Annotated in this window: 19 protein-coding genes; 7 read left to right on the top strand and 12 right to left on the bottom strand. The window is 69.0% G+C overall.

The features are described from left to right. The first annotated feature begins 26 nt into the window (after nt 1–26). Nucleotides 27–1,034 carry a zinc-binding alcohol dehydrogenase family protein gene (locus QRO91_RS08270; protein ID WP_049429198.1) on the top strand — a complete coding sequence of 336 codons (1,008 nt, stop codon included), beginning with the start codon at nt 27–29 and terminating at the stop codon, nt 1,032–1,034. A gap of 161 nt (nt 1,035–1,195) precedes the next feature. Here QRO91_RS08270 and QRO91_RS08275 read toward each other — a convergent pair whose 3' ends face one another. Then, nucleotides 1,196–1,801 (bottom strand): glutathione S-transferase family protein, encoded by a 606-nt coding sequence (locus tag QRO91_RS08275; protein WP_049429199.1) that lies wholly within the window; start codon nt 1,799–1,801, stop codon nt 1,196–1,198. A 45-nt stretch (nt 1,802–1,846) separates the two neighbouring features. Here QRO91_RS08275 and rmuC point away from each other — a divergent pair, with 45 nt between their 5' ends. From rmuC to QRO91_RS08290, 3 genes are all read left to right on the top strand, one after another. Then, the gene (gene rmuC / locus QRO91_RS08280) at nt 1,847–3,397 is read left to right on the top strand and encodes a DNA recombination protein RmuC (RefSeq protein WP_197619876.1); all 1,551 of its coding nucleotides are present in this window, start codon (nt 1,847–1,849) and stop codon (nt 3,395–3,397) included. 71 nt (nt 3,398–3,468) lie between these two features. Beyond that, the gene (locus QRO91_RS08285) at nt 3,469–3,867 is read left to right on the top strand and encodes a hypothetical protein (protein ID WP_197619875.1); all 399 of its coding nucleotides are present in this window, start codon (nt 3,469–3,471) and stop codon (nt 3,865–3,867) included. A 126-nt stretch (nt 3,868–3,993) separates the two neighbouring features. After that, nucleotides 3,994–4,539, top strand: a complete 546-nt coding sequence (locus tag QRO91_RS08290; protein WP_049429202.1) for a glutathione peroxidase — start codon at nt 3,994–3,996, stop codon at nt 4,537–4,539. 106 nt (nt 4,540–4,645) lie between these two features. On the opposite strand, the gene QRO91_RS08295 is transcribed toward QRO91_RS08290, so the two are convergent. From QRO91_RS08295 to QRO91_RS08320, 6 genes are read right to left on the bottom strand one after another with little or no spacing between them, the layout of a single operon-like run. Beyond that, nucleotides 4,646–5,662 carry a VacJ family lipoprotein gene (locus QRO91_RS08295; protein WP_197650269.1) on the bottom strand — a complete coding sequence of 339 codons (1,017 nt, stop codon included), beginning with the start codon at nt 5,660–5,662 and terminating at the stop codon, nt 4,646–4,648. A 1-nt stretch (nt 5,663) separates the two neighbouring features. Beyond that, on the bottom strand, nt 5,664–5,975 hold the full coding sequence (locus QRO91_RS08300; RefSeq protein ID WP_197633471.1) for a lipid asymmetry maintenance protein MlaB: 312 nt from the start codon (nt 5,973–5,975) through the stop codon (nt 5,664–5,666). After that, nucleotides 5,965–6,627: a phospholipid-binding protein MlaC gene (locus QRO91_RS08305; RefSeq protein WP_049429205.1), complete on the bottom strand. Its 663-nt coding sequence runs from the start codon at nt 6,625–6,627 to the stop codon at nt 5,965–5,967. The genes QRO91_RS08300 and QRO91_RS08305 overlap by 11 nt, the downstream gene beginning before the upstream one ends. Further along, nucleotides 6,624–7,148, bottom strand: a complete 525-nt coding sequence (gene mlaD / locus QRO91_RS08310; protein WP_005411706.1) for an outer membrane lipid asymmetry maintenance protein MlaD — start codon at nt 7,146–7,148, stop codon at nt 6,624–6,626. The genes QRO91_RS08305 and mlaD overlap by 4 nt, the downstream gene beginning before the upstream one ends. A 59-nt stretch (nt 7,149–7,207) precedes the next feature. Next, nucleotides 7,208–7,957 (bottom strand): MlaE family lipid ABC transporter permease subunit, encoded by a 750-nt coding sequence (locus QRO91_RS08315; protein WP_005414955.1) that lies wholly within the window; start codon nt 7,955–7,957, stop codon nt 7,208–7,210. Further along, nucleotides 7,957–8,745 (bottom strand): ABC transporter ATP-binding protein, encoded by a 789-nt coding sequence (locus tag QRO91_RS08320; RefSeq protein WP_049429226.1) that lies wholly within the window; start codon nt 8,743–8,745, stop codon nt 7,957–7,959. The genes QRO91_RS08315 and QRO91_RS08320 overlap by 1 nt, the downstream gene beginning before the upstream one ends. 189 nt (nt 8,746–8,934) lie before the next feature. On the opposite strand from QRO91_RS08320, the gene recC reads away from it, so the two are divergent. The 3 genes from recC to recD are packed head-to-tail and all read left to right on the top strand — an operon-like array spanning nt 8,935 to nt 17,836. Further along, on the top strand, nt 8,935–12,282 hold the full coding sequence (gene recC / locus QRO91_RS08325) for an exodeoxyribonuclease V subunit gamma (protein ID WP_197650270.1): 3,348 nt from the start codon (nt 8,935–8,937) through the stop codon (nt 12,280–12,282). Then, nucleotides 12,279–15,959, top strand: coding sequence for an exodeoxyribonuclease V subunit beta (recB, locus tag QRO91_RS08330; RefSeq protein WP_197650271.1), 3,681 nt, complete (start codon nt 12,279–12,281; stop codon nt 15,957–15,959). Before recC ends, recB begins: the two co-directional genes overlap by 4 nt. After that, entirely contained in the window at nt 15,956–17,836 is a 1,881-nt protein-coding gene (gene recD / locus QRO91_RS08335; RefSeq protein WP_197619872.1) for an exodeoxyribonuclease V subunit alpha, read from the top strand. Before recB ends, recD begins: the two co-directional genes overlap by 4 nt. Nucleotides 17,837–17,942: 106 nt before the next feature. Here the strand turns inward: recD and QRO91_RS08340 are convergent, their stop codons facing one another. The 5 genes from QRO91_RS08340 to QRO91_RS08360 form a co-directional block, all read right to left on the bottom strand. Beyond that, entirely contained in the window at nt 17,943–18,341 is a 399-nt protein-coding gene (locus QRO91_RS08340) for a hypothetical protein (RefSeq protein WP_197633478.1), read from the bottom strand. A gap of 93 nt (nt 18,342–18,434) precedes the next feature. Beyond that, nucleotides 18,435–20,474 (bottom strand): FUSC family protein, encoded by a 2,040-nt coding sequence (locus tag QRO91_RS08345; protein ID WP_049429210.1) that lies wholly within the window; start codon nt 20,472–20,474, stop codon nt 18,435–18,437. 3 nt (nt 20,475–20,477) lie between these two features. After that, nucleotides 20,478–21,947: an efflux transporter outer membrane subunit gene (locus QRO91_RS08350; protein WP_049429211.1), complete on the bottom strand. Its 1,470-nt coding sequence runs from the start codon at nt 21,945–21,947 to the stop codon at nt 20,478–20,480. Then, nucleotides 21,944–22,861, bottom strand: coding sequence for an HlyD family secretion protein (locus QRO91_RS08355; RefSeq protein WP_049429212.1), 918 nt, complete (start codon nt 22,859–22,861; stop codon nt 21,944–21,946). The genes QRO91_RS08350 and QRO91_RS08355 overlap by 4 nt, the downstream gene beginning before the upstream one ends. Further along, a partial coding sequence (locus QRO91_RS08360; protein ID WP_285310361.1) for a DUF1656 domain-containing protein occupies nt 22,858–23,040 on the bottom strand: 183 nt, incomplete at its 5' end. The genes QRO91_RS08355 and QRO91_RS08360, both read right to left, overlap by 4 nt.

Consider the following 23,040-nt stretch of genomic DNA (forward strand, 5'->3'; position numbering starts at 1 on the left):
CACTCCTTCCCCACTGGACCGCTGCCATGCGCGCCATTGCCTACACCCACGCCGGCCTGCCGATCGACGACGCCCGGGCCCTGATCGACATCGAACTGGAACTGCCGCAGCCTGGCCCCCGCGACCTGCGGGTGGCGGTGCGCGCGGTGGCGGTGAACCCGGTCGACACCAAGGTCCGCCGCGGCGTGGCCACCGATGGCCCGCGCGTGCTGGGCTGGGATGCGGTCGGCATCGTCGACGCCGTGGGCAGCGAAGTGACCCTGTTCCAGCCCGGCGATGCGGTCTACTACGCCGGCGTGATCGACCGGCCGGGCAGCAATGCCGAATACCAGCTGGTGGACGAGCGCAGCGTCGGTCGCAAGCCGGCCAGCCTCGGTGATGCGGCCGCCGCGGCATTGCCGCTGACTGCGATCACCGCCTGGGAGCTGCTGTTCGACCGCCTGCGTATTCCCGAGGGTGGTGGCGAGGGCCAGACCCTGCTGGTGATCGGTGCCGCCGGTGGCGTCGGCTCGATCCTGGTGCAGCTGGCGCGGAAGCTGACGAAACTGACGGTGATTGGCACCGCATCGCGCCCGGACACCCAGGACTGGGTGTATGCGATGGGCGCGCACCACGTGATCGACCACAGCCAGCCGCTGGCCGAAGGCCTGGCACGGCTGGGCATCAGCGAGGTGCAGCATGTGGCCAGCCTGACCCATTCCGACCAGCACTACGCGCAGATCGTCGAACTGCTGGCGCCGCAGGGCCAGTTCGGCCTGATCGATGACCCGGGCCAGGTGGATGTGATGGCGCTCAAGCGCAAGGCGCTGTCGCTGCACTGGGAATCGATGTTCACCCGCCCGCTGTACAGGACCGCGGACATGCAGCGCCAGCATGAGCTGTTGAACCGGGTGGCCGAGCTGATCGATGCAGGCGTGCTGCAGACCACGCTCGGTGAGCACTTCGGGCGCATCGACGCGGCCAACCTGCGGCGCGCGCACGCGCTGCTGGAAAGCCACCGCGCCAAGGGCAAGATCGTGCTGGAAGGCTGGTAAGGCCCGGTTTTTCCTGTAGAGCCGAGCCCACGCTCGGCTGCCGTCAGCGCACGCCGCTCAGCCGAGCATGGGCTCGGCTCTACAGAGATTCATCCACGAATGGCATGGATCCACCGTGTCGACCCAGGTCGACACCTGCCAACAGCGACCGGCACCTCCCCTCAGGCTACGCCGTTGTCGACATGGGCGGTGAAGCCCGGTTGCTGGCGCAGGCGTTCGAACCACGCCGCGAGGTGTGACAGCACGGGCTTGTGGCCCGGTGTGCTGCGCCAGCGCTGGGTCGACAGCCCCAGCACGACATCAGCGAGGGTGAAGGTGCTGCCCGCCACGTAGCCATCGGTGGCGGCCAGCTGTGCATCAAGCACCCCCATCAGCCGGTTCCACTGCGCCAGGCTGGCCTCGGCGCGGGCGTCATCCGGGTAGTCCGGGTGTTGCCGTACCCGCGCCATGAACACGTGGCGCCAGGCACTGTTGAGGTCGCTGGCCTGCCAGTCCATCCACTGCTCCACCCGCGCACGGGCCTGCGCCGCAGCAGGCAGCAGGTCGTCACGGCCGGCGAGCACGGCCAGGTACCGGCAGATGCTGTTGGACTCCCACAGCACGAAGTCGCCATCGCGCAGCACCGGTACCTGCCGGTTCGGATTCAGTGTGGCCACCAGGTCTGCCGGTGGCGCAGGCTCGTGGTGCAGGGGCAGATCCAGCCCCGCGCACAGCCACAGCACCTTGCGCACATTGATGGAGGTTGGCTTTCCGTACAGAGCGAGCATGGTTCCGGCGCAGCAGCTGAGACTCCGCCAGCCTACACTTGTGCCATGCAAACCGAATATCTGCTCATCGGCGGCCTTCTATTGGCCGTGCTCATCCTGCAGCTGGTCGCCCTGCTGCGCCGTCCACCGCATGACCGCCTGGAACAGGCGGTGCGCGAGGAGGCACGCGCCGGGCGCAGCGAACTGCGCGAACAGCTCGATGGTTTTGCCCGCGCGCTGACCGACCTCTCCACCCGCACCGACCAGCGCCTGGACCTGCTGCGCGAAGCCTTGGGCGAAGACGCCCGCAAGGCGCGCGCCGAAGCCGCCGACAGCCAGCAGCGCGGCGCCGCGTTGATGGGACAGCGCCTGCAGGAACTGCGCGGCCAGCTGGAAACCTTCGGCCAGCAGCAGGAAGCGCGCATCCACGCGTTCGGCCAGCAGCTGCAGGAGCTCACCGGGCGCACCGACACCCAGCTTGGCGCGCTGCGGCAGACATTGGTGGACGATGCGCGCAAGGGCCGTGAGGAAGGTGCGCAGTCGCAGCAGCGCCTGACCGAAAGCCTGGGCCTGCGCCTGCAGGAACTGACCCAGCGCAACGAACAGCGCATTGCCGAAATGCGCGCCACGCTGGAAGAACAGTTGCGCGCGCTGCAGAACGACAACGCACAGAAGCTGGAGCAGATGCGCCACACGGTGGACGAGAAGCTGCAGTCGACGCTGGAAACGCGCCTGGGCAACTCTTTCAAGCTGGTGTCCGAGCGACTGGAGCAGGTGCAGCGTGGCCTCGGCGAGATGCAGCTGCTGGCCACCGGCGTCGGCGATCTCAAGCGTGTGCTGACCAACGTCAAGAACCGTGGCAGCTGGGGTGAAGTGCAGCTGGAGAACATCCTCGAGCAGACGCTCACCCAGGAGCAGTACGCACGTGCGGTGAAGGTGCGGCCGGACAGCGGTGAAATGGTGGACATTGCCGTACGCCTGCCGGGGCGCAGCAGCGATGACACGCCCGTGTGGCTGCCGATCGACTCCAAGTTCCCGCGCGAGGACTACGAACGGCTGCTGGATGCGCAGGAACAGGGGGACGCAGAGGGCGTGCGCCTGCAGGGCATCCAGCTGGAGCGCGCGGTGCGCGTGCAGGCCAAGTCGATCTGCGACAAGTACATCGCGCCGCCGCACACCACCGATTTCGCGGTGATGTTCCTGCCCACCGAAGGCCTGTACGCCGAAGTGATCCGGCGCCCGGGCCTGGTCGACCTGTTGCAGCGCGAGCATCGCGTGGTGGTGGCCGGGCCGACCACCGTCACTGCCCTGCTCAACAGCTTGCAGATGGGCTTCCGAACGTTGGCCATCGAGCAGCGCTCCAGCGAAGTGTGGAGCCTGCTGGGTGCGGTGAAGAGTGAGTTCGGCAAGTTCGCCGGCATCCTGGAAAAGGCCGAGAAGCAGATCACCACGGTCGGCCGCAGCATCGGCGAGGCCAGCCGCAAGACGCGCACCATCGAACGACGCCTGCGTGGCGTGGAATCGTTGGCGTCCGAACAGGCGCAGTCGCTGCTGGGTGATCTGGCCGAGGGCGATGGGGCCGGCGAGGACGAAGGCAACGACGGCGACGAGGCCTGAGCCACGCTGACACGCCGCCTGCATCGCCAATGCGTATGCTGGCGGCCTGTCCGCTTCGATCAGGTACCGCCATGCGCCTGCGCCTCTGCTCCAGCCTTGTCTTGACCGCACTGCTTGCCGCCTGCAGCAGTGCGCCGCCGGCCGTGGACGTGGCGGCGCAGACCGGCACTGCGGCCAGCCCCGAAGCCGCCGAGGCCTACCAGGAGGCACGCGACGTCGACTGCCAGGCGGCCGGTGGCACCCTGCAGCGGCTGGGCCGGCTGCAGCGCGAGCAGTGCGTGATTCCCTACGCCGATGCCGGCAAGGCCTGCAGTCGCAAGAGCGACTGCACGGGCCAATGCCTGGCCAGCGGCGAGGTGGCCGCTGGCAGCGTCGCCACCGGTACCTGCCAGCGCGATGTCAGCCAGAACTTCGGCTGCCGCCAGCGCATCGAGGACGGCAAGGCGCAGGGCACGATCTGCGTGGATTGAATCCTGCCTGTAGAGCCGAGCCCACGCTCGGCTGCGGTGGCCTCACCCGAGCGTGGGCCCGGCTCTACAACCGCGTGCGCGGCGCTATGCTGGTGGGCCATTCCCCGCCGTAGCCGGAGCCCCCGCGTGAGCACCCCGATCCAGGACATTTCCCTCACCACCATCGACGGCCAGCCGTCCTCGCTTGCCGACTACCAGGGCAAGGTGCTGCTGCTGGTCAACGTCGCCTCCAAGTGCGGCCTGACCCCGCAATACGAAGGCCTGCAGGCGCTGTATGCGGAAAAGCACGCGCAGGGCCTGGAAGTGCTGGGCTTCCCCGCCAACAACTTCCTCGGCCAGGAGCCGGGCAGCGAGGCGGAAATCCAGCAGTTCTGCCAGCTCACCTACGACGTCAGCTTCCCGATGTTCTCCAAGATCAGCGTGGCCGGTGACGACACCCACCCGCTGTACCAGCAGCTGATCGCCGCTCAGCCGCAGTCGATCGGTGAAGGTCCGTTGCGCGAGCGCCTGGCCAGCAAGGAGATCCCGATCCACGCAGCACCGGCGGTGCTGTGGAACTTCGAGAAGTTCCTGGTTGGCCGCGACGGCAAGGTCCTCGCGCGCTTTGCTCCGGACGTGGCGGCCGATGACGCGCGCCTGCGCGAAGCCATCGAGGCCGCCCTGGCGGCCTGATCGGCCGGGGCCGGATCCCTTTCCACGGGAAAGGGCTCCGACCCGCCCCGAAGCGCCAAAGAAAAACCCCGCCGAGGCGGGGTTTTTCATGCGCTGCTGAAAGGACTCAGTGGGTCCACTGCGGCATCGGCATTGCATCGACCGGGATCGGCGAATTGGCGTCGTCGTGGCCACGCTCGCGCTTGCTGCGCAGATCGTTCTCGATCTGGTAGTTGCGGCGCTGCATCCATGCATCGCGCACCAGCGAGTACTCGTCCACTGCGGTGTCGCGCAGGTCGTCGATCGCCAGCAGCTGCGCGCGGGTATCCACCAGCTGCAGGCCCTGCAGGCCGATGCGGACCTTGTCTTCCTCGATGCGGCGGATCGGCGACAGCGGGATGTCGCCGGCCAGGCCGAACACATCGCGCACGGTACGCGGGCCGAAGAACGGCAGTTCCACGTAGCGCGAGCGACGCCAGCCCCATACGCCCAGGGTCTGGCCGAAGTCTTCATTGCGACGCGGCACCATCGCCTTGCTGGCCGGATCGAACAGGCCGCCAATGCCCAGCGTGCTGTTCATCAGGAAGCGGCCCAGGCTGTCCCAGGCATCGGCACCACGGCCCTGCAGCAGCTGGTTGGTGATGGTCACCGGCGCGCGCAGGTTGCTGAAGAAGTTGCTGACGCCGGTGCGGGCGAAGCGCGGCACCACGTGGGTATAGGCGGTGGCCAGCGGACGCGCGACGCCGCGGTCGACCGCGTTGTTGAACTTGTGCACCTTGCGGTTGAACGGTTCCCACGGGTCGTAGGCCGCCGCATTGGTGGTGTTGCCGGCACCGCCATAGAGGGCATCGAAGTCGTCATCGCCACCGGGCGTGGCGGCTGTGGCGGTCTTCGCTGCACTGCTGTCGCCGCTGTCGGTCGGCGCAGCCGGCGACGATGCGACAGCAGCCGGCGGATTGGCCACGGGTGCGACCGGTGCAGCGTCAGCCGTGCCTGCATCGGTGGCTGCGGCAGCAGGCGAGGTGGTGGTACTGGCCGGAACCAGGGTGCTGGCCGCGGGTGCATCGCTGCGCGCGGGCTTGCCGGCACAGGCGGTGAGGGCGGTGGCCAGGACGATCAGGGGGAGGGTGCGCACGACGTTCATGTCAGCTCGCAGCAGAAGTAGCGTTGAAATCCAGGTTGGGCGACAGCCGATAGGCCGCGCTCAATTCGTTGTAGCCAGCCGGCGCGCCGGTGATCACCAGCGGGTGGCCGGCCTTGCGCGCACGTGCCGCGAGCTCGGCCAGCAGGGCCAGGCCGGCGCTGTCCACGCGTTCGACCTCGCTCAGCTCAAGCCGTGCCAGCTTTGCCGGCAGGGCCTGCAGCTGCGGCCACAGCGCGATCACCGCGGCGCGGTCGAGCACCCCGCGCAGGCGCAGGGTGTCGCCTTCCAGCAGTGCCAGTGGGTTACTTGCCATTGCCCGCGGGCCCGGCCTGCATGCTGCCGCTGTGCAGTTCGCTGGCCACCTGCTTGATGCCCTTCTGGCGCAGCGGGGTGTCGAACTGGTTGCGGAACGTCTGCACGTAGGAGATGCCTTCGATGTTGACGTCGAAGATCTTCCACTGGCCGTTCACGTTGCGCATCCAGTACTCGACCGGGGTCGGCTCGCTGCCGGCACGCACCAGCTCGGTGCTCACGCGCACGCCGCGGTTGCCCGGCAGCGGGCTTTCACCCTTCAGGCGGAAGCTCGGCTTGCCCTGGATGTTGAGCAGGGTCGAACCATAGCGCTGCATCAGGCTGTCGGCCATGGCATCGGCGAACAGCTTGATGTCGGCATCCGAGGCACCGCGTGCGTGCGGGCCCAGCACCAGGCGCGCGGCATAGTCGCGGTCGAAGGTGCGGTTCAGTTCGCTGTCGATGTAGTTGCGCAGGCTGGCCGGGTTGCTGCCGAACTCGCTCCTGCGCTGCTGCAGGGTGGTGAGGATGCGCGTGCTGGCATCGATCACCACCTTGCCGGCCTGGCCCTGCGTCGCGGCAGCGGCGGGAGCGGCGGCCTGGGCCTGGGCGAGGAACGGAGTAGCCGCCAGCAGCGCCGAGGCGAGCAGGGCCGGGATCAGTTTCATCTTCATGGTTGCGGTTCCGTTGCAGGCGCCTGCGCGCCATCGTTGGGCTTCTGAGCAGCGCCGCCACCGGCACCACCACTGAACATGTACTTGCCGACCAGCTGGATCAGGTCAACCGCCGGCTGGGTGAAGACAATCTCGTCGCCGGCCTTCAGCACGTCCGGATCACCGCCCGGCTGCAGACCGATATAGCTCTCGCCGAGCAAACCACTGGTGAAGATGCCGGCCGAGGTATCCGCCGGCAGGTCCTTGACCTTGCTGTCCATGCGCAGGGTCACGATGGACTCGAACTTCACCGGGTCCAGGTCGATCGAGGCGACCTGGCCGACGGTGACGCCGCCGATCTTCACCGGCGCCTGCTTGCGCAGCTGGCCGACCTGGGAGAAGCGCGCCTTCAGTTCGTAGCCCTGGCTGCCCCAGCTCCAGCGCTGGTTGGTCGAAGCCACGGCCAGCACCATCAGCGAGGCCAGGGCCAGCAGCAGGAAAGCGCCGACGGAGAATTCGAGTCTGGGACCGCGGATGGCCATGTGGATTACCTGATCAAGTCGTGGTGGCCGCGCGCGCCAGCGCACCGCCGGTGGAGGGGTTAGGTGAACAACATTGCCGACAGCACGAAGTTGAACATCAGCACCAGCAGCGAGGCGTTGACCACCGCACGGGTGGTCGCCACCGAGGTGCCCTCGATGGTCGGCTCGGCGTGGAAGCCAACGTAGGCGGCGACCAGGGCGGCGGTGCCGCCGAAGATCGCCGACTTCAGCATCGCCACGCCGAAGTCATCCCAGAAATCGACGCTGTTGCGCAGCGCCGACCAGAACACGCCATTGTCCAGGCCCAGCACGTGCACGGCCTCGAAGTAGCTGGCACTGATCGCCAGCGAGCAGAAGATGCCGGTCAGCAGCGGCACGGTCAGCACCGCCGCCCAGAAGCGTGGTGCCACGGCCTTGGCCACCGGGTCGATGGCCATCAGCTCCAGCGCCTTGATCTGGTCGGTGGCGCGCATCAGGCCCAGCTCGGCGGCGATCGAACTGCCGGCGCGGCCGATGAACAGCAGCGCGGTCAGCACCGGCGCCAGCTCGCGGTACAGCGACAGGCCGAGCAGGGTCGACAGCGCGTCGGCCGCGCCAAAGGTGGTCAGCGTGCGGTAGCCCTGCAGGGTCAGCACCAGGCCGACGAAGGCGCCACCGACGGCGATGATGGGCAGCGAGCGCGCGCCGATCTTGTAGATCTCGCGGGTCAGTTCGGCCAGGAAGTCACGGGTCGGCAGCGAACCGCGCAGCACGGTCAGCGAGAACAGGCCGGCGCGGCCCAGCGAACGGGTGGCTTGAACGAACGGCATCAGGCAACCCTCGCGCGCGGCGCGGCATCGAACGGGATGGGGCCATCGGGCTGGCCATGCAGGAACTGCCGCAGCAGCGGATCCTGGCTGGACTCCAGTGCCTCGGGCGATCCCTGGAACACGATGCCGCCATTGGCGATGGCGATCACCTGGTCGCAGATCGGCAGGGTCTCGTGCACGTGATGGCTGACGATGATGCTGGTCAGGCCCAGGCTGTGGTTGAGGCGCTGGATCAGGCTCATGATCACCCCGGAGGCGATCGGGTCCAGCCCGGTCAGCGGCTCGTCGTAGATCATCAGCGGCGGGTCCAGCGCCAGCGCACGGGCCAGCGCCACGCGGCGTGCCATGCCGCCGGACAGTTCGCGCGGCCACGCATCGGCGGCGGCCAGCAGGCCCACCGCATGCAGCTTCATCTCCACCAGCCGGCGCAGCACGGCGGCCGGCAGGCGGGTATGCGTGCGCAGCGGCAGTGCGACGTTTTCGGCCACGGTGAGGTCGGTCAGCAGGCCATTGCCCTGCAGCAGCACGCCCACGCTCTTGCGCATCTCCAGCAGCGCGCTGCTGTCGTGCGGGATCGGCTTGCCGAACAGGGTGACCTCACCGGCGACCGGTCGCAGCTCGCCGGTCAGTGCCGCCAGCAGGGTCGACTTGCCACTGCCGGACGGGCCGAGCACGGCAGTGATGCTGCCCTTGGGCACCTGCAGCGACACGTCGCGCAGGATCGTGCGTCCGCTCCGGTCGATGCGGACGTTGGACAACTGCACCAGACTGGAGGCGGAAGCCGACATGGGCACCATTAACGTTTTTTAGACATCGAAGGATCGGGCCAGCCGGCTGAACATAAGCAGACTGGACGGTCCAGTATTGTTGCACGGCAGGGCTTGGCGCAGGCCGGGACAATCGGCCGGCAGCCCGGAACAATCCGTACCGTCGATGGGCCGACCATTGAATACTGCCTGCCGTCCTGCACACTGTGCATGATGAGTGACCCAGGCAGCGATTTCCGCCTCTACCATTCCAATTCCCTGGACGTGCTGGCCGCGCTGCTGGCGCGCAACGTGCGCGCGCCGGTGCCGAGCCAGCCGTTGCTGGCGCCGGAAGTGGTGCTGATCCCGCAGGTCGCGATGCGCCGCTGGCTGCAAGCGACACTGGCCGCCGAATTCGGTGTCGCTGCCAACCTCGAATTCCTCACCCCGGGCGAGTTCGTGGCCCGCGCGCTGAAGGCCAATGTCAGCGGCGAGCAGGACGACCTGGACGCGGCCGGCCTGCACTGGAAGCTGTACCAGGCGCTGCGCGACCCGGCGTTGCTGGCGCAGCCACCGATGCGCGCGCTGCGGTCCTATCTTGCCGGCGGTGACGCATTGAAGCCATGGGCGCTGGCGGGCGAGCTGGCCTCGGTATTCGAGAAGTACCAGGCGTGGCGCCGCGACTGGCTGCTGCGCTGGGCAGCCGGTGCCGATCCGGCCGACCCGCAGGCGATCCTGTGGCGCACCATCACCCACGGTCATGATTACCGTGCACGTCGCATCCAGGAGTACCTGGACCGCTTCGAAGGCGCCGGCAAGCCGCTGCCGCATGGGCTGCCGCCGCGCATGTCTGCGTTCGCGACGCTCAACATCTCGCCCGATGTGCTGCGGGTGATGGCCACCCAGGCGCGGGTGGGCGAACTGCACTTCTACATGCCCACCCCGGTGCAGTCGTACTGGGGCGACCTGCAGACGCTGGCCGAGCGATTGCGCAGCGGCGCACCGGACCCGTTCGGCGAGGCCGCCGGCGAGAACCGCCTGTTGGAAGCCTGGGGGGCGGCCGGCCGCGATTTCATGGCGGTGCTGGGCAGCTACGAGGTGGTGCACCCGGCCGGCGAGATCGCCGCCTATTCCGATCCGGAGGAAGACACCCGGCCAACCCTGGACGAAGGTGGACTGTCCGACAGCCTGCTGCATCGCCTCCAGCGCGATCTGTTCCACCGCCGTGCGCTGCCCTCGGGCGCGCTGCGCGAGGCTCTGCGCAGCGACGATCCCAGCCTGCAGGTGCATGCCTGCCATACCCGCCTGCGCGAGCTGCAGGTGCTGCACGACCAGCTGCGCAGCCTGCTGCAGGACCCACGTTTCGACCCACCGCTGCAGGCACGCGAGATCGCGGTGCTGGCGCCGGACATCGATCCCTACGTGCCGTATCTGGAAGCGGTATTCGGAGGCCGGGGGGGCGACGAGGAGCACATTCCGTATGCGCTGGCCGACAGCAGCCCGCTGGCCGGCGAGCCGCTGGCCGATGTGTTCGTGCACCTGCTGGGCCTGCCGGTCTCGCGTTTTGGCCTGAACGAAGTGCTGGACCTGCTGGCCAGCGCGCCGTTGGCCGAAGCGGCCGGGCTGGAAGCAGTGGACTTCGACCGCCTGCACGGCTGGCTGCAACAGGCCGGTGCGCGCTGGGGCCTGGATGCGAAGCACCGCAACCAGCATCAGGCGCCAGCCGACGATGCCTATACCTGGCAGTTCGCACTGGATCGCCTGGTACTCGGCCATGCCACCGGCAGCGAGGCCGATCTGGCCGGCGTGGCGCCGTGGATCGAACTGGAAGGCGGCGCGTTGGACGCCTTGGACCGTCTGCTGCGCCTGCTGCGTGTGCTGGCGGTGTATCAGCGACGCCTCGGCGAACTGCTGACGCCCGCGCAGTGGCGGCAGCGCCTGCTGTCGCTGCTGGATGCACTGCTGCCAACCGCGCCCAGCTCGCCCAACAGCCAGCGTGCCCTTGAGCGCCTGCGCAAGCTGCTCAACCAGTTCGCTGAAGACGCCGCCAAGGCCGGTTTCGAAGACGGCGTGCCGCCGGAGGTGGTGCGTTCGCACTTCGCCGGCGCGCTGGGCGAGGCCGATACGCGCGCACCGCTGCTGACCGGTGGCATCAGCTTCGGCCGCATGGTGCCGATGCGCCTGCTGCCGTTCCGGGTGATCTGCGTGCTGGGCCTCAACGATGGCGATTTCCCGCGCCGTGACCCGGCCGCCGGTCTCAACCAGCTCACTGCGGAGCTGGATACGCCGCGCCGCCGGCCGGGCGACCGCTCCACCCGCGAGGACGATCGCTTCCTGTTCCTGCAGCTGTTCGCCGCCGCGCAGGAGGTGTTCTATCTCAGCTACCTCGGTGCTGATCCGCGCGATGGCAGCGTGCGTGAGCCGTCGGTGCTGGTCAGCGAACTGATCGATGCGGCTGCGGCGTATCACCTCGATCCGGCTGTGGCCACCCGCGACTTCACCGTGCGCCACGCACTGCAGCCGTTTTCGCCAGGCGCGTTCGGCGATGGCGACCCGCGCCGCTTCAGCTATCGCCGCCAGTGGCATCCCGCTGCCGGTCGCCTCACCGGCCAGCGTGGAGGCCTGCAGCCGTGGTTCGATGCACCGTTGCCACCGCCGCTCGACGATGCGGTGGAAGAGGAGGTCTCGCTCGATACCCTGCGTCGCTTCCTGTGCGACCCGGCCGGGCAGTTTCTCGCACAGTCACTGGGCCTGCGCCTGGCTGACGAGGTCGAGGAGGTGGATGACCTGGAACCGCTGGTGCTGTCTTCGCGGGGGCCGGAGAAGCGCAGCGTGCAGGCGGCGGTGGTACGTGCCACGCTCAGCGGCGATACCGAGCCGTTGTACCCGCGCCTGCGCGCGCGTGGACTGCTGCCGTCGGGTCCATTGGGCGAGCGCCAGTTCGAGGTGGAGCAGCTGAAAACCCGCCCGTATGCCAGTGCGCTGCTGGGCTGGATGCAGGGCGAACCACTGGAAAGCCGTCGCTACGAAGTGGAAATCGACGGGGTGCGCCTGCACGGCCGCGTGGCCGATCGGCATCCCGAGGGCCTGGTGCGCCTGCGCGCCGGCACCCTCAACGGCAACGCGGTGATCCGCCATGGCCTGGACTGGCTGCTGGCCAATGCCGCCGGTGATGCCTTGCCGCTGGTGCAGTTCCATGATGGCGGCGATGCCGGGCCGGGCCCGCATGTCGTACCGGCGCTGAGCGTTCCCGCCGCACGCGCGGCGCTGCGTGCACTGCTGCAGCTGCGCCAGCGTGGCCTGCGTGAGCCGCTGCGCTTTGCCCCGTACACCGGCTGGGTGCTGTACAACGCGCCGGCAGAAAAACAGCGCAGCGAAGGCTGGAAGCAGTGGCACGGCAGCGACCGCACCTGGGGTGAATCCAGCAGCGACGCCTGGCAGCTGCTGCTGCGCGGTGCCGACCCATTCGCCACCGATGCCAGCTATGCCGACCTGCTGCGCAACAGCCAGGTGGTCTTCAGCGCGGTGCGCGAAGGCCGCACCCTCGGCACGGAATCACGCCAGGAGGGCAGCGCATGAGCACCGTGGTCATCGGGGACGGCATCGAGCTCCTCAGCCGCGATCCCTACCTGGCCCTGCCGCTGGATGGCATTCGACTGATCGAAGCCAGCGCCGGCACCGGCAAGACCTTCACCCTGGCCACGCTGTTCACCCGCCTGGTGGTGGAGCAGGGCCTGCGCATCGGCCAGATCCTGGCAGTGACCTTCACCGACGCTGCCACCCAGGAACTGCGCAAGCGCATCCGCGAGCGCCTGGCGCTGGCGGCACGCCTGGTCGATCTGGAACCGGCCGAGGGTGAAGCGCCGGATGTATGCCTGACCCGCGAAGTCCTGCAGCGCCACCTGCAGGGCGGCTCCGAGAGTGCCACCGCACTGAAGCGGCGCCTGCAGGTGGCCGCGGACGAGATCGACCTGGCCTCCATCTTCACCATCCACGGCTTCTGCACCCGCGTGCTGCGCGAGCATGCGCTGGAGAGCGGCCACACCTTCGACCCGCCGGAACTGCTGGCCAGTGACCGTGAGCTGCTGGAGGAGCTGGCGGCCGACCTGTGGCGTGTGCATGCCAACGACCCGGCCACGCTGGAACCGCTGACCTGGCTGTGGTCCACCCCGGACGCGCTGGCCGCCGATCTGCGCGCGCTGCTGGCCGCACCGCCGCTGCATCCGTTGCCGCAGCCGGTGGCGTTGGCCGATCCGCATCCGGCCCTGCAGAGCGCGGCGGAAGCACTGTCCGCAAGCGTGCGCGCGCATGGCGAGCAGTTCTTCATCGACCTCTGCGATGCGGTCGACAACAAGTGGATCAACGGCGTGTCCTACAAGCTGGGGTGGCTGCACCCGCTGGGCCGGCAGCTGCTGGCCTGGGCCGAGCGCGCCGACCCGCGCGAGCTGCTGGCCAATGAGCGCCTGCCAGCGCTGCTGCCCGAGGCACTGGCCGCCAAGACCAACAAGAAGTTCGCCGAGCGCACGCCATCGTCGCCGTTGCAGGCGCCGTTGGCGCGCTATGTCGCGTTGCTGGCCGAACGCGATGCCTGGCTGCGTGCCACCGCGTTGAATTTCCTGCACGCGCTTCGCGCCGACGCCACGCAGCGGCTGCAGGCACTGAAGCGCACTCGCCGGGTGCAGACCTACGACGATCTGATCGATGGCGTGGCGTTGGCGCTGGAAGGCCCGCAGCGGCTGGCACTGGTGAAGCAGCTGCGCGCGCAGTACCGCATCGCGCTGGTCGATGAGTTCCAGGATACCGACGACCGCCAATGGGGCATCTTCCACACCGTGTTCGGCAATTCGCCGGAGGTGCGCGAACTCGGCCTGGCGCCGGCGCTGTTCCTGATCGGTGACCCCAAGCAGGCGATCTATGGCTTCCGCGGCGGTGATATCCACACCTACCTGAAGGCCAAGCAGGTGGCGCAGAAGGCACCGGTGCTGGACCAGAACTTCCGCTCGCGACCGGCCGTGCTGCGTGCGCTGCAGGCGTTGTATGACAACGGCGGCGAAGACGCTTTCCTCGAACGCGACATCCAGTTCGAGCCGGTGCGGCCCGGCGGCGTGCGGGTTGACGAGGATTACCTGCGCGATGGTCGTGCCGCCGTCGCGCTGACCCTGCGCGTGCTGCGCAGTGGCGGCGACAAGGCGATGAGCGCCGATGCCTCGCGCGATGCCGCCACCCAGGCCTGTGTGGCAGCGATCCACCAGACCCTGGTTGCTGCGCGTGCCGGCAACGCCGTGCTGCGTGGGCGACCGGTGCAGCCGGGCGACATCGCGGTGCTGGTGCGTTCGCATCGCGAGGCCACCCTGGTACAGCGCGCGCTGGCCGCGGTGGGCATTCCGGCGGTGGCGGCCGGCAAGCAGAGCCTGTTTGCCACCCCTGAAGCGCGCGATCTTCGTGCGCTGCTGCTGGCCCTGCTGCAACCGGCCGATGAAGGCCGCCTGCGTGCGGCACTGGCCACCGTACTGCTCGGCCAGCAGGCCAGCGCGATCGCCGCGATGGAACGCGAGGGCGACCTGCAACGCGGGTTCCAGGCACAGCTGCTGCACTGGCGCGAACGCTGGCAGCGTGGTGGCCCGTTCGCGGTGATCGCCGAAATCTGTGCTGCACAAGGCGAGCGCCTGCTGGCGCTGATCGATGGCGAGCGCCGCCTGACCAACTACCTGCAGTTGGGCGAACTACTGCAGGAAGCCTCCGCGCAGGCGCTGGGCATGCATGGCCTGCTGGACTGGCTGCAGGGACAGATGGCCAATGCCGACCAGGATGACGAGCAGCAGCTGCTGCGCCTGGAATCGGACGCGCGTCGTGTGCAGATCATCACCCTGCACAAGAGCAAGGGCCTGGAGTATCCGCTGGTGTTCCTGCCCTTCATCGGCATCGACGGCGGGGCGCCGAACACCGCGTCGCACTGCACGGTGCATGTGGGCGGCCAGCGCCAGCTGCACTGGAAGCTCGACAAGGACGAGGCCTGGGAAGCGGCCACCGCGCAGCGCGAACGCGAGCAGCGTGCCGAAGATGCACGCCTGTTGTATGTGGGCCTGACCCGTGCCGAGCACGCGCTGTGGATCGCCGTGGGCGATCTGGCTGGGCTCGGCAGGACGCGGCTGGCGCCGCTGCTGGGTGACCTGCAGGTGCTGCGCACACATGCTGATGTGTATGTCGACGACAGCGAGGCGCCGGCCGCGCTGCCGCAGCTGGCGGCCGAAGTGGAAGGTGACCTGCCGGCCGTGCGTGCGCTGACCCGGCGCGTGCCGCATGACTGGTGGGTGTACAGCTTCACCCAGCTGGCCCATGCCGATGCTGGCGCCGGCGACGATATCGAAGCGGCCGCCACCGAACTGCCAGCACCGGCGGCCGACGAACCGGCTGGCCCGGAACTGCCGCTGGAACCGGCCCTGCCGGAACCCGCCGCGGCCGCCGCAGACAGCGCGCCGCTTGATCCGCGTTTCATGGGCAGCCGCTTCGGCAACGTGCTGCATGAGGCGATGGAGAACGTCGACTTCGCTGCATGGGCGGATTGGCAACCGGGCCTGGAAGCGCCCGAGGGGCAAGCCGAGGTGCTGCGCAAGGCGCTGCACGACGAAGGCTATGCCGATGTCGATCTGGACGATGGCGTGGCGGTGCTGGTGCCGTTGGTTGGCCACACGCTGACCGTACCGCTGCCCGAAGGCGGCGCCCTGTGCAGCCTGGCCGAGGGCGAGCGCCGCGCGGAAATCGACTTCCACTTCGCCATCGAACCGACCACCGTGCCGGCGCTGCTGCAGGTACTGCACGCGCATGGCGTTTCCAGCAGTCGCCGAGGCTTCGGCCAGCGCCGCCGGTTGGAAGGCCTGATGACCGGCATGATCGACTTGACCTACGTGCGCGATGGGCGCTGGTACGTGCTCGACTACAAGTCCAACCGCCTGCCCGGCTACAGCCCGGACCTGCTGGCCATCGCCATGCGCCACAGCGAATATGACCTGCAGGCACTGATCTACACCGTGGCCCTGCATCGCTGGCTGCGCTTCCGCCTGGGGGCAGCCTACGACTACGAGCGCGACATGGGTGGCATCCGCTACCTGTTCTGCCGCGGGCTGGATGGCGCTGGCAACGGCGTGCATGTGGACCGCTTCCCGCTGGCGCTGGTGGATGCACTGGACGCGCTGTTCGCCGGTGGCGAGCAGGCCCAGGCCGAACTGGCGGCGCGTGCGCGTGGAGCCAGCGCATGAGCCTGTTGAAGGAACTGCACAAGAAAGGCCAGCTGCGCACCCTCGACCATGCGTTGGCGACCAGCCTGATGCGGCTGCGCGACGACACGCCCGAGAGCGTGGCGCTTGCGGCGGCGCTGGCCTCGCTGGCAGTGTCGCAGGGCCACGCCGGCTTCGATCCGGCGCAGCCGCAGCGCCTGCTGGAAGGCGTACCGGAATGGCCGGATGCGCAGGACTGGCTGGCCCAGCTGCGCGCATCCCCTTGGGTAGCGACACCCAAGCAGTTCGACGCCATCGCCGAGGACGCGCCGCTGGTGCTGGAAAACGGCCTGCTCTACCTGCGCCGATATCGCGAGTACGAACGCCAGCTGGCGGCCGGGTTGCAGCGCATCGGCCGGCATCCACTGCCGGCGCCGGACATGGCCGCACTGGCACCGCTGTTCGCGCGCCTGTTCCCGCGGGCGTTGGACAGCGAAGATCATCAAGCCCGCGCCGCCGGCGTGACCCTGCGCCATCCGCTGGCGCTGGTGACCGGCGGCCCCGGTACCGGCAAGACCACCACCATCGCGCGCCTGCTGCTGCTGTTGGCAGCGCAGGCCCGGCAGGCCGGGCAGCCGCTGCCCGAGGTGGCCTTGGCCGCACCCACCGGGCGCGCCGCCGAACGCATGGCCGAGAGCCTGCGGCTGGCCGTGCAGCGCCTGCAGGAGGACGGCGTGGACCCGGCACTGTGCGCGGCACTGCCCAGTACCGGCACCACCCTGCATCGCCTGCTTGGCGTGATTCCCGATTCGCCGCGCTTCCGCCACCACGCCGACAACCCGTTGCCGGTGGACGTGGTGGTGGTCGACGAAGCGTCGATGATCGATCTGCCGATGATGGCCAAGCTGGTCGATGCGATCGCCAGCGGCACCCGGTTGATCCTGCTCGGCGACCCGGACCAGTTGCCGTCGGTGGAAGCCGGCGACGTACTCAGTGCGATCCTGCGTGCCAGCGGCGATGGCATCGGCACCCGCGCCGACGATGCGCAGGCGCTGCATGGCCTGCTGGCGCCGGCGACGCTGCAGCCACAGGCCACGCCACGCGCCTTCGCCGGCCGTCGCGTGCAGCTGCTGCGCGGTTACCGGCAGAGTGATGCGCTGGACCTGGCACCGCTGGCGCATGCCGTGCGTGAAGGCGACAGCAGCACCGCATTGCAGCTGCTGCGTGGTGGGTCGCTGGCAGGCGTACATTTCCACGAAGGCGAAGCCGATCCATTGCGTGGCCAACGCGAGCACCTGCTGGGCCATTGGCGTGCGTTGGCCGACGCGGCCGATCCGGTGCTTGCCCTGCAGCAGGCCGGCCGCCTGCGCGTGCTGACGGCACTGCGCGAAGGCCCGCAGGGCGCGCGCGGGCTCAACAGCCGCATCGAACAGCTGCTGGCCGGCAACACCCCGGGCTACTTCCAGGGCCGCCTGCTGCTGGTCACCGAGAACAGCTACCGGCACCGCCTGTTCAACGGCGATATCGGCATCTGCCTGCGCGACGGCAGCGGCGCGATGGTGGCCTGGTTCCCCGGCGACACCGTCGAGCAGCCGCGCGCCTTCCACCCGGCCGCGTTGCCCGCGCACGAAAGCGCGTTCGCGATGACCGTACACAAGGCACAGGGTTCGGAGTTCGACGAAGTGTGGTTGCAGATGCCACGCCAGGACAGCCGCGTGCTGTCGCGCGAACTGGTCTACACCGGCCTGACCCGTGCCCGCCAAGTGCTGCATGTGGCCGGCGGCGCCGACGTGCTGCAGGCGGCGTTGAAGCGCCACGCCAGCCGGTTGGGTGGCCTGGCCTGGCGGCTGGGTGCGGAAGACGTGATCGAAGCACCGGCGCCCATCGAACAGCCAGCGGTGCAGGGCCAGTTGTTCTGAACCGGGGTCGGATCCCGTTCCCAACGGGAACGGGCTCTGACCCCGGCGCCCGAGACACGCCTGTTCCGGGTCAGAGCCCTCCCTTCGGGAGGGATCCGACCCGGCGTCATTCCGCGATCAGCACCAGGCCATCGGGGAACACGATCGCCGCTTCATCGGCACTCACATCGAAGAACCCCACGCCGTGCTTCTCGGCCAGGTCCTGCACACGGCCGTGCGCGCGCTCGGCCACCGAGTAGGCGAACGCACCGTAGATCACCTGCCGGCCGATGCTGTACTCGGTCACTTCGTCACGATCGTCATCGTCGTTGCTGAGTGGTCCGTCCAGGGGCGGGAATTCCTGCGCCATCTCCGCGAACCACGCCTGCAGCGCCGCGCTGCTGACTGCCGGGTCGTCGTACTCGTGGCGCTCGTTCCACTGCGTCTGCTTCTCGAACCAGGCGATGAAGGCCGCCGCCTCGCGTGGGGCCGCGCTGGCCTCGAACACCATCATGTCGTAACTCATTGGAGCTTCCTGTGCAGAGCGGGGGTCAGAGCCTTCGCCTGGGGCGAAGGATCCGACCCCGGAGCGGAGTCTGTGGACACAGAGGGTAGCGCGCTACGGCTGCGTCGCCGTGTCCATTGCCAAGCCCGGCGCCAACGCCTTCGCCTCGGGAAACAGTGCGAAGCGCAGGCCGATCAGACCCATCAGCGCTTCGTCGCGGGCCTTGCAGGCGCCCACGCTGCCGACCCGGCCCAGCGAGGTATCCAACCGCTCGCGCAGCGCCTCGGCCGCCACCATCGGTTTGCGCGCGGCAATCTGCTGCCGGTAGTGCGCGGCGATGTCCTCCAGGATGTGCTCGACCGCCTCGCGGCTGCGCTCGGGCAGCTCCAGCCGGGCGCGGCGCAGCTGCAGGATGTTCAGGCCGATGCGTGCCTCGTTGAGCATGTCCACCGAGGCGATGTCGCTGCCTTCCGGCGTTGCCGCCAGGCGTGGTGCGAGCAGGCCCAGCAGGTCGAGCATGCGTGCGGCGAAGCGCTGGCGGTCCTGCTGGCCACGACCCTCGGCGGCTTCGGCCAGCGTGGTCCAGCCCTGCCTCACCAGCCGGCGCGCGGTCCACTCGGCACCCACCGAACGGAACAGACGGGTCATCACCACCGCAAAGCCAATGCCGATGAACATCGCGATGGACGAGTTGAGGAAGGTCTGGATGTTGGCGCTGTAGGTGTTCTGCAAGCTCAGCAGCGCAGCCAGGTTCACTGTCAGCGGCAGCGCGAACAGCGCGCTCTTCGGGTGGTGCAGCATCAGGCCCAGTGGCAGGAACACCACCGCCAGTACCAATGCCAGCAGGCCGAAGTCGTGTACCGCCGGGAACACGCCGAACAGGTACACGCCGGCCACTACCGAGGCCACCATCGCCCACACCAGGAACGACACCATGCTCGGTGCCGGATCGTCCTGCGCGGCGAAGAACGCGGCGGTCACCGCGGCCATCATCGCGCCGTTGCCTCCGCCTTCCCATCCCAGTGCGATCCACAGCACGCAGTAGCTCATCAGTGCCACGCCGGCGCTGAGCGCGGAGAACAGCGCCATGCCGTAGTCGACGTGCTTGTCGGCGGCCACGCGCTCGGTGCGGATGCGGTAATGCGCGCGGTCCAGCGGCGCGGTGCCGTGGTCGATCGCGTGCTGCAGGGTGCGGCAGTCCTGCCACAGGTCCACCAGTTCCTCCAGGCGCAGCAGCAGGCTGGCCAGCTGCAGGTGCTGCAGGTCGCGGTCCACCTGCGGCTTCAGCGCACTGATGCGCGCACGCAGGCGAGCGTACTCGCTGGCATTGGTCGGCCCGTCCAGCCAGTCGTGGATGTCGTCGATCAACGCCGGCAGGCCTTCGGGCAACGCCTGGCCGTCGCTGCGCAGCGCGCTCAGGCGGTCGGCGATCGAGGACAGCACCGGCAACAGCAGCAGCATGCGCTCGCGCAGGCGCTCCATCGACACCGCCGACCCGGCATGGCGTGGATCATCGCGGCGCAGGAATTCGATCAGCGCCTCGAACTGCACCAGGTCGGCGGCCAGCCGGTTGCGCGGCGCATGTGCGCGACCGCGTTCAAGAATCTGCCGGCACCACTGTGCGGCGTCCTCCATCCAGTTGCCGATGCGCGCGCGCAGCATCGGGCGCACCGAGGCCGGGAACAGCAGCGAGGCAAACAGCACCGCCACCACCGTGCCGAGGATGATCTCCTCGCTGCGCGCCACCACCGTGTCGAAGATGGTTTCCGGCGAGGTCACTGCGGGGAAGCCGATGAAGGCGGTGGTGTAGCCGGCCAGCAGGAATGCGTAGCCGCGCGGGCCGCGGTTGAGCAGGGCCATGAACAGGCAACCGGCCAGCCAGATCGACATCGCTGCGCTCAGCACCAGCGGCGTTTCCACCAGTGCTGGCAGCACCAGCAGGGTGGCCAGGCCGGCTACCAGCGTGCCGACGATGCGGTATACGCCCTTGGCGCGGGTCGGGCCCAGCAGCGGCTGGCTGACGATGTACACCGTGCCCATCGCCCAGTACGGGCGCGACAGGTTGCCGGCCATGGCGATGTACAGCGCGGCCACCGCGGCCAGGTAGGTCTTGATCGAGAACAGCCACGCCTGGCGGTCGGTCAGCGCGTTCATGGCTTACTTCGCCGAGGCCTGTGCGGTGGCCGGCGCCGTCGGGGCAACCGTTGCCTGCCAGCCGCCACCCAGCACCAGGAACAGATGGATCTGGTCGCGCGAGACCTGCGCTTCGGCGGCGGCCAGGGTGGCGTCGCTGGTGGCCAGACTGCGGTCGGCATCCAGGCTGGACAGGTAGGGCGTGCGGCCGCCCTGGTACAGCCGGCGGTTCTGCTCGGCGGCCAGCGCGGCCTGCTCCTGTGCGGTGCGCAGCGACTGCAGGCGGCGCAGGTCCTGCGCATAGCGGTCCAGCGCGGTCTGGGTCTCCCGCAGCGCCTGCAGCACGGTGTGGTCGAACTCGGCCAGCGCGGCGTCGGCGCCGGCTTCGGCAGCGTGGATGCGCGCGTGCGTGCCCGACGACGGCAGCGTCCACGAGATCAGCGGGCCGATCGACCACTGCTGGGTCATCGGCGTACCGAAGTCTTCCAGCAGGCCGGCGGCGCCGACCGAGGCACCCAGACGGATGTCCGGATACAGCTCGGCGGTGGCCACGCCAATGCGCGCGGTGGCCGAGGCCAGCTTGCGTTCGGCCTGGCGGATGTCGGGGCGACGCTGCAGCAGCGCACGGCCATCACCGACCGGAAGCGGCTGCGCCAGGCTGGGCGCGTGCGCGCAGTCGATCACGCCGGCCGGCAGCTGGCCCGGGGTCTGGCCCAGCAACGCGGCCAGCGAATAGGCGGCCGCCGAGCGCTGCGCGCGCAGTGGCGGCAGTGCAGCTTCCAGCAGTGCCACCTGGGCATTGGCGCGGGCCAGCTCCGGCGGCGTGCCACGGCCAGCCGCGATCAGGCGCTCGGTGACCGTGCGGCTGCGTTGCTGCAGCTGCAGCGAATGCTCGGCCACGTGCAGCTCGTGGTTGGCGTGGCAGATTTCCAGGTAACTGTCGGCCACCTGCGCGACCACGCTGACCTGGGCCAGATCGCGTGCCGCCGCCACCGACTGCTCGTCGGCACGCGCCGCTTCGGCGCCGCGCTTGAGCTTGCCGAACAGATCGAACTGGTAGCTGACCGCGAACTTGCCATCGGCCAGGTTGATCACCGGCAGCTCGTGCTCCTGCAGGAACGATTCGGCCGACAGCTGCGCGCGGCTGACGCCGGCCTCGGCCTCGTACTCGAAGCCACCGGCGTCCAGCGCCTGTTCGTACACGGCGGCGGCGCGGCGCAGGTGCGCATCGGCGGCCTTCAGTTCCACGTTGTCACGCAGCGCCTGGGTGATCAGCCCGTCCAGCACCGGGTCGTTGTACAACGACCACCAGCGGTCGGGCAGCGCCTGGTTGGCGGCCACGTGCGGGTTCTGTGTATCGATGAAGGCAGCATTGGCTTCGGGGCGCTTGAACGCCGAGCCTTCCGGCAATGCATAGTCCGGGCCAACGGTCCTGCACGCGGCCAGGCTGGCCAGCGCGACAATCAGGCCGAGACGGGGCAGGGTGGCGTTCACAGGCCCGCCTGTGTCGGCGCGGCGCCGGCCTTGTCTGCGTGCTTCGTGCTGTTGGTCTGCACGGTCACCGTGGCGGTACGCCCGGCAATCAGCTCAACGCCCTTGGGCACTTCGTCGATGGCGATGCGCACCGGGATGCGCTGCGCCAGCCGCACCCAGTCGAAGGCCGGCGTCACGTTCGGCAACAGGGTGCTGCCGTTGCTGCGGTAGCGGTCCTCGATGCCGGCGGCGATGCTTTCCACATGGCCGCGCAGCGGCGTCGATTCACCCATCAGCCGGATGTCCACCGTCTGCCCCGGCGCCACGCCGCGCAGTCGGGTTTCCTCGAAATAGCCATCAATGCGGAACGAGCCGGTATCCAGCAACGCCAGCACCGGCTTGCCGGCCACCACATAGTCGCCTACGCGCATCGTGCGGTCGTTGACCCGGCCATCGGCCGGCGCGCGCACCTCGGTACGGCCCAGGTTGAGCTCGGCCAGGTCGACCGCGGCCTGTGCGGTGGCCAGCGCCGCCTGTGCAGCCTGCAGCTTGGCGCGGCGCACTTCGGCATCCTCGGCGGCGACCAGGTCCTGCAGGCTGCGGTCGCGACCGATCTCGCGGCGCAGCTGCGCTACCGAGGCCTGGCGCTCGGCCAGGCTGGCCCGCGCCTGCTCCAGCGCGATGCGGTAGCGCGCGCGGTCGACCACGAACAGCAGGTCGCCCTTCTTCACCGCCTGGTTGTCGGCCACGTCCACTGTTTCCACCAGCCCGGACACGTCCGGCGCGACCTGCACCACATCGGCGCCGACGTGGGCGTCGCGGGTCCACGGCTCATCCATGTAATAGACCCACAGCTGGCGCAGCACCAGCAGGGCGACGATCACCGCTGCGCTGGTCAGCAGTACGGGAAGGGCTTTCTTCACGATCTTGTTCACGATTGCATCCAACGCAGGAGGTGGAACAGCAGGCCAAGCACGATCCCGTACAGCGCCAGGTTGAACAGTGGCGGGTGCCATATATGGCGATAGGCACCGGCACGCTGCAGCAGCGCATGCAGACCGCTGTTGACCAGGTAGGCCAACACCATCAACCCGAGCAGGGTCGGGACGAACAC

Source organism: Stenotrophomonas maltophilia group sp. Smal32 (genome assembly GCF_030237085.1).
Lineage (GTDB): Bacteria > Pseudomonadota > Gammaproteobacteria > Xanthomonadales > Xanthomonadaceae > Stenotrophomonas > Stenotrophomonas maltophilia_Q.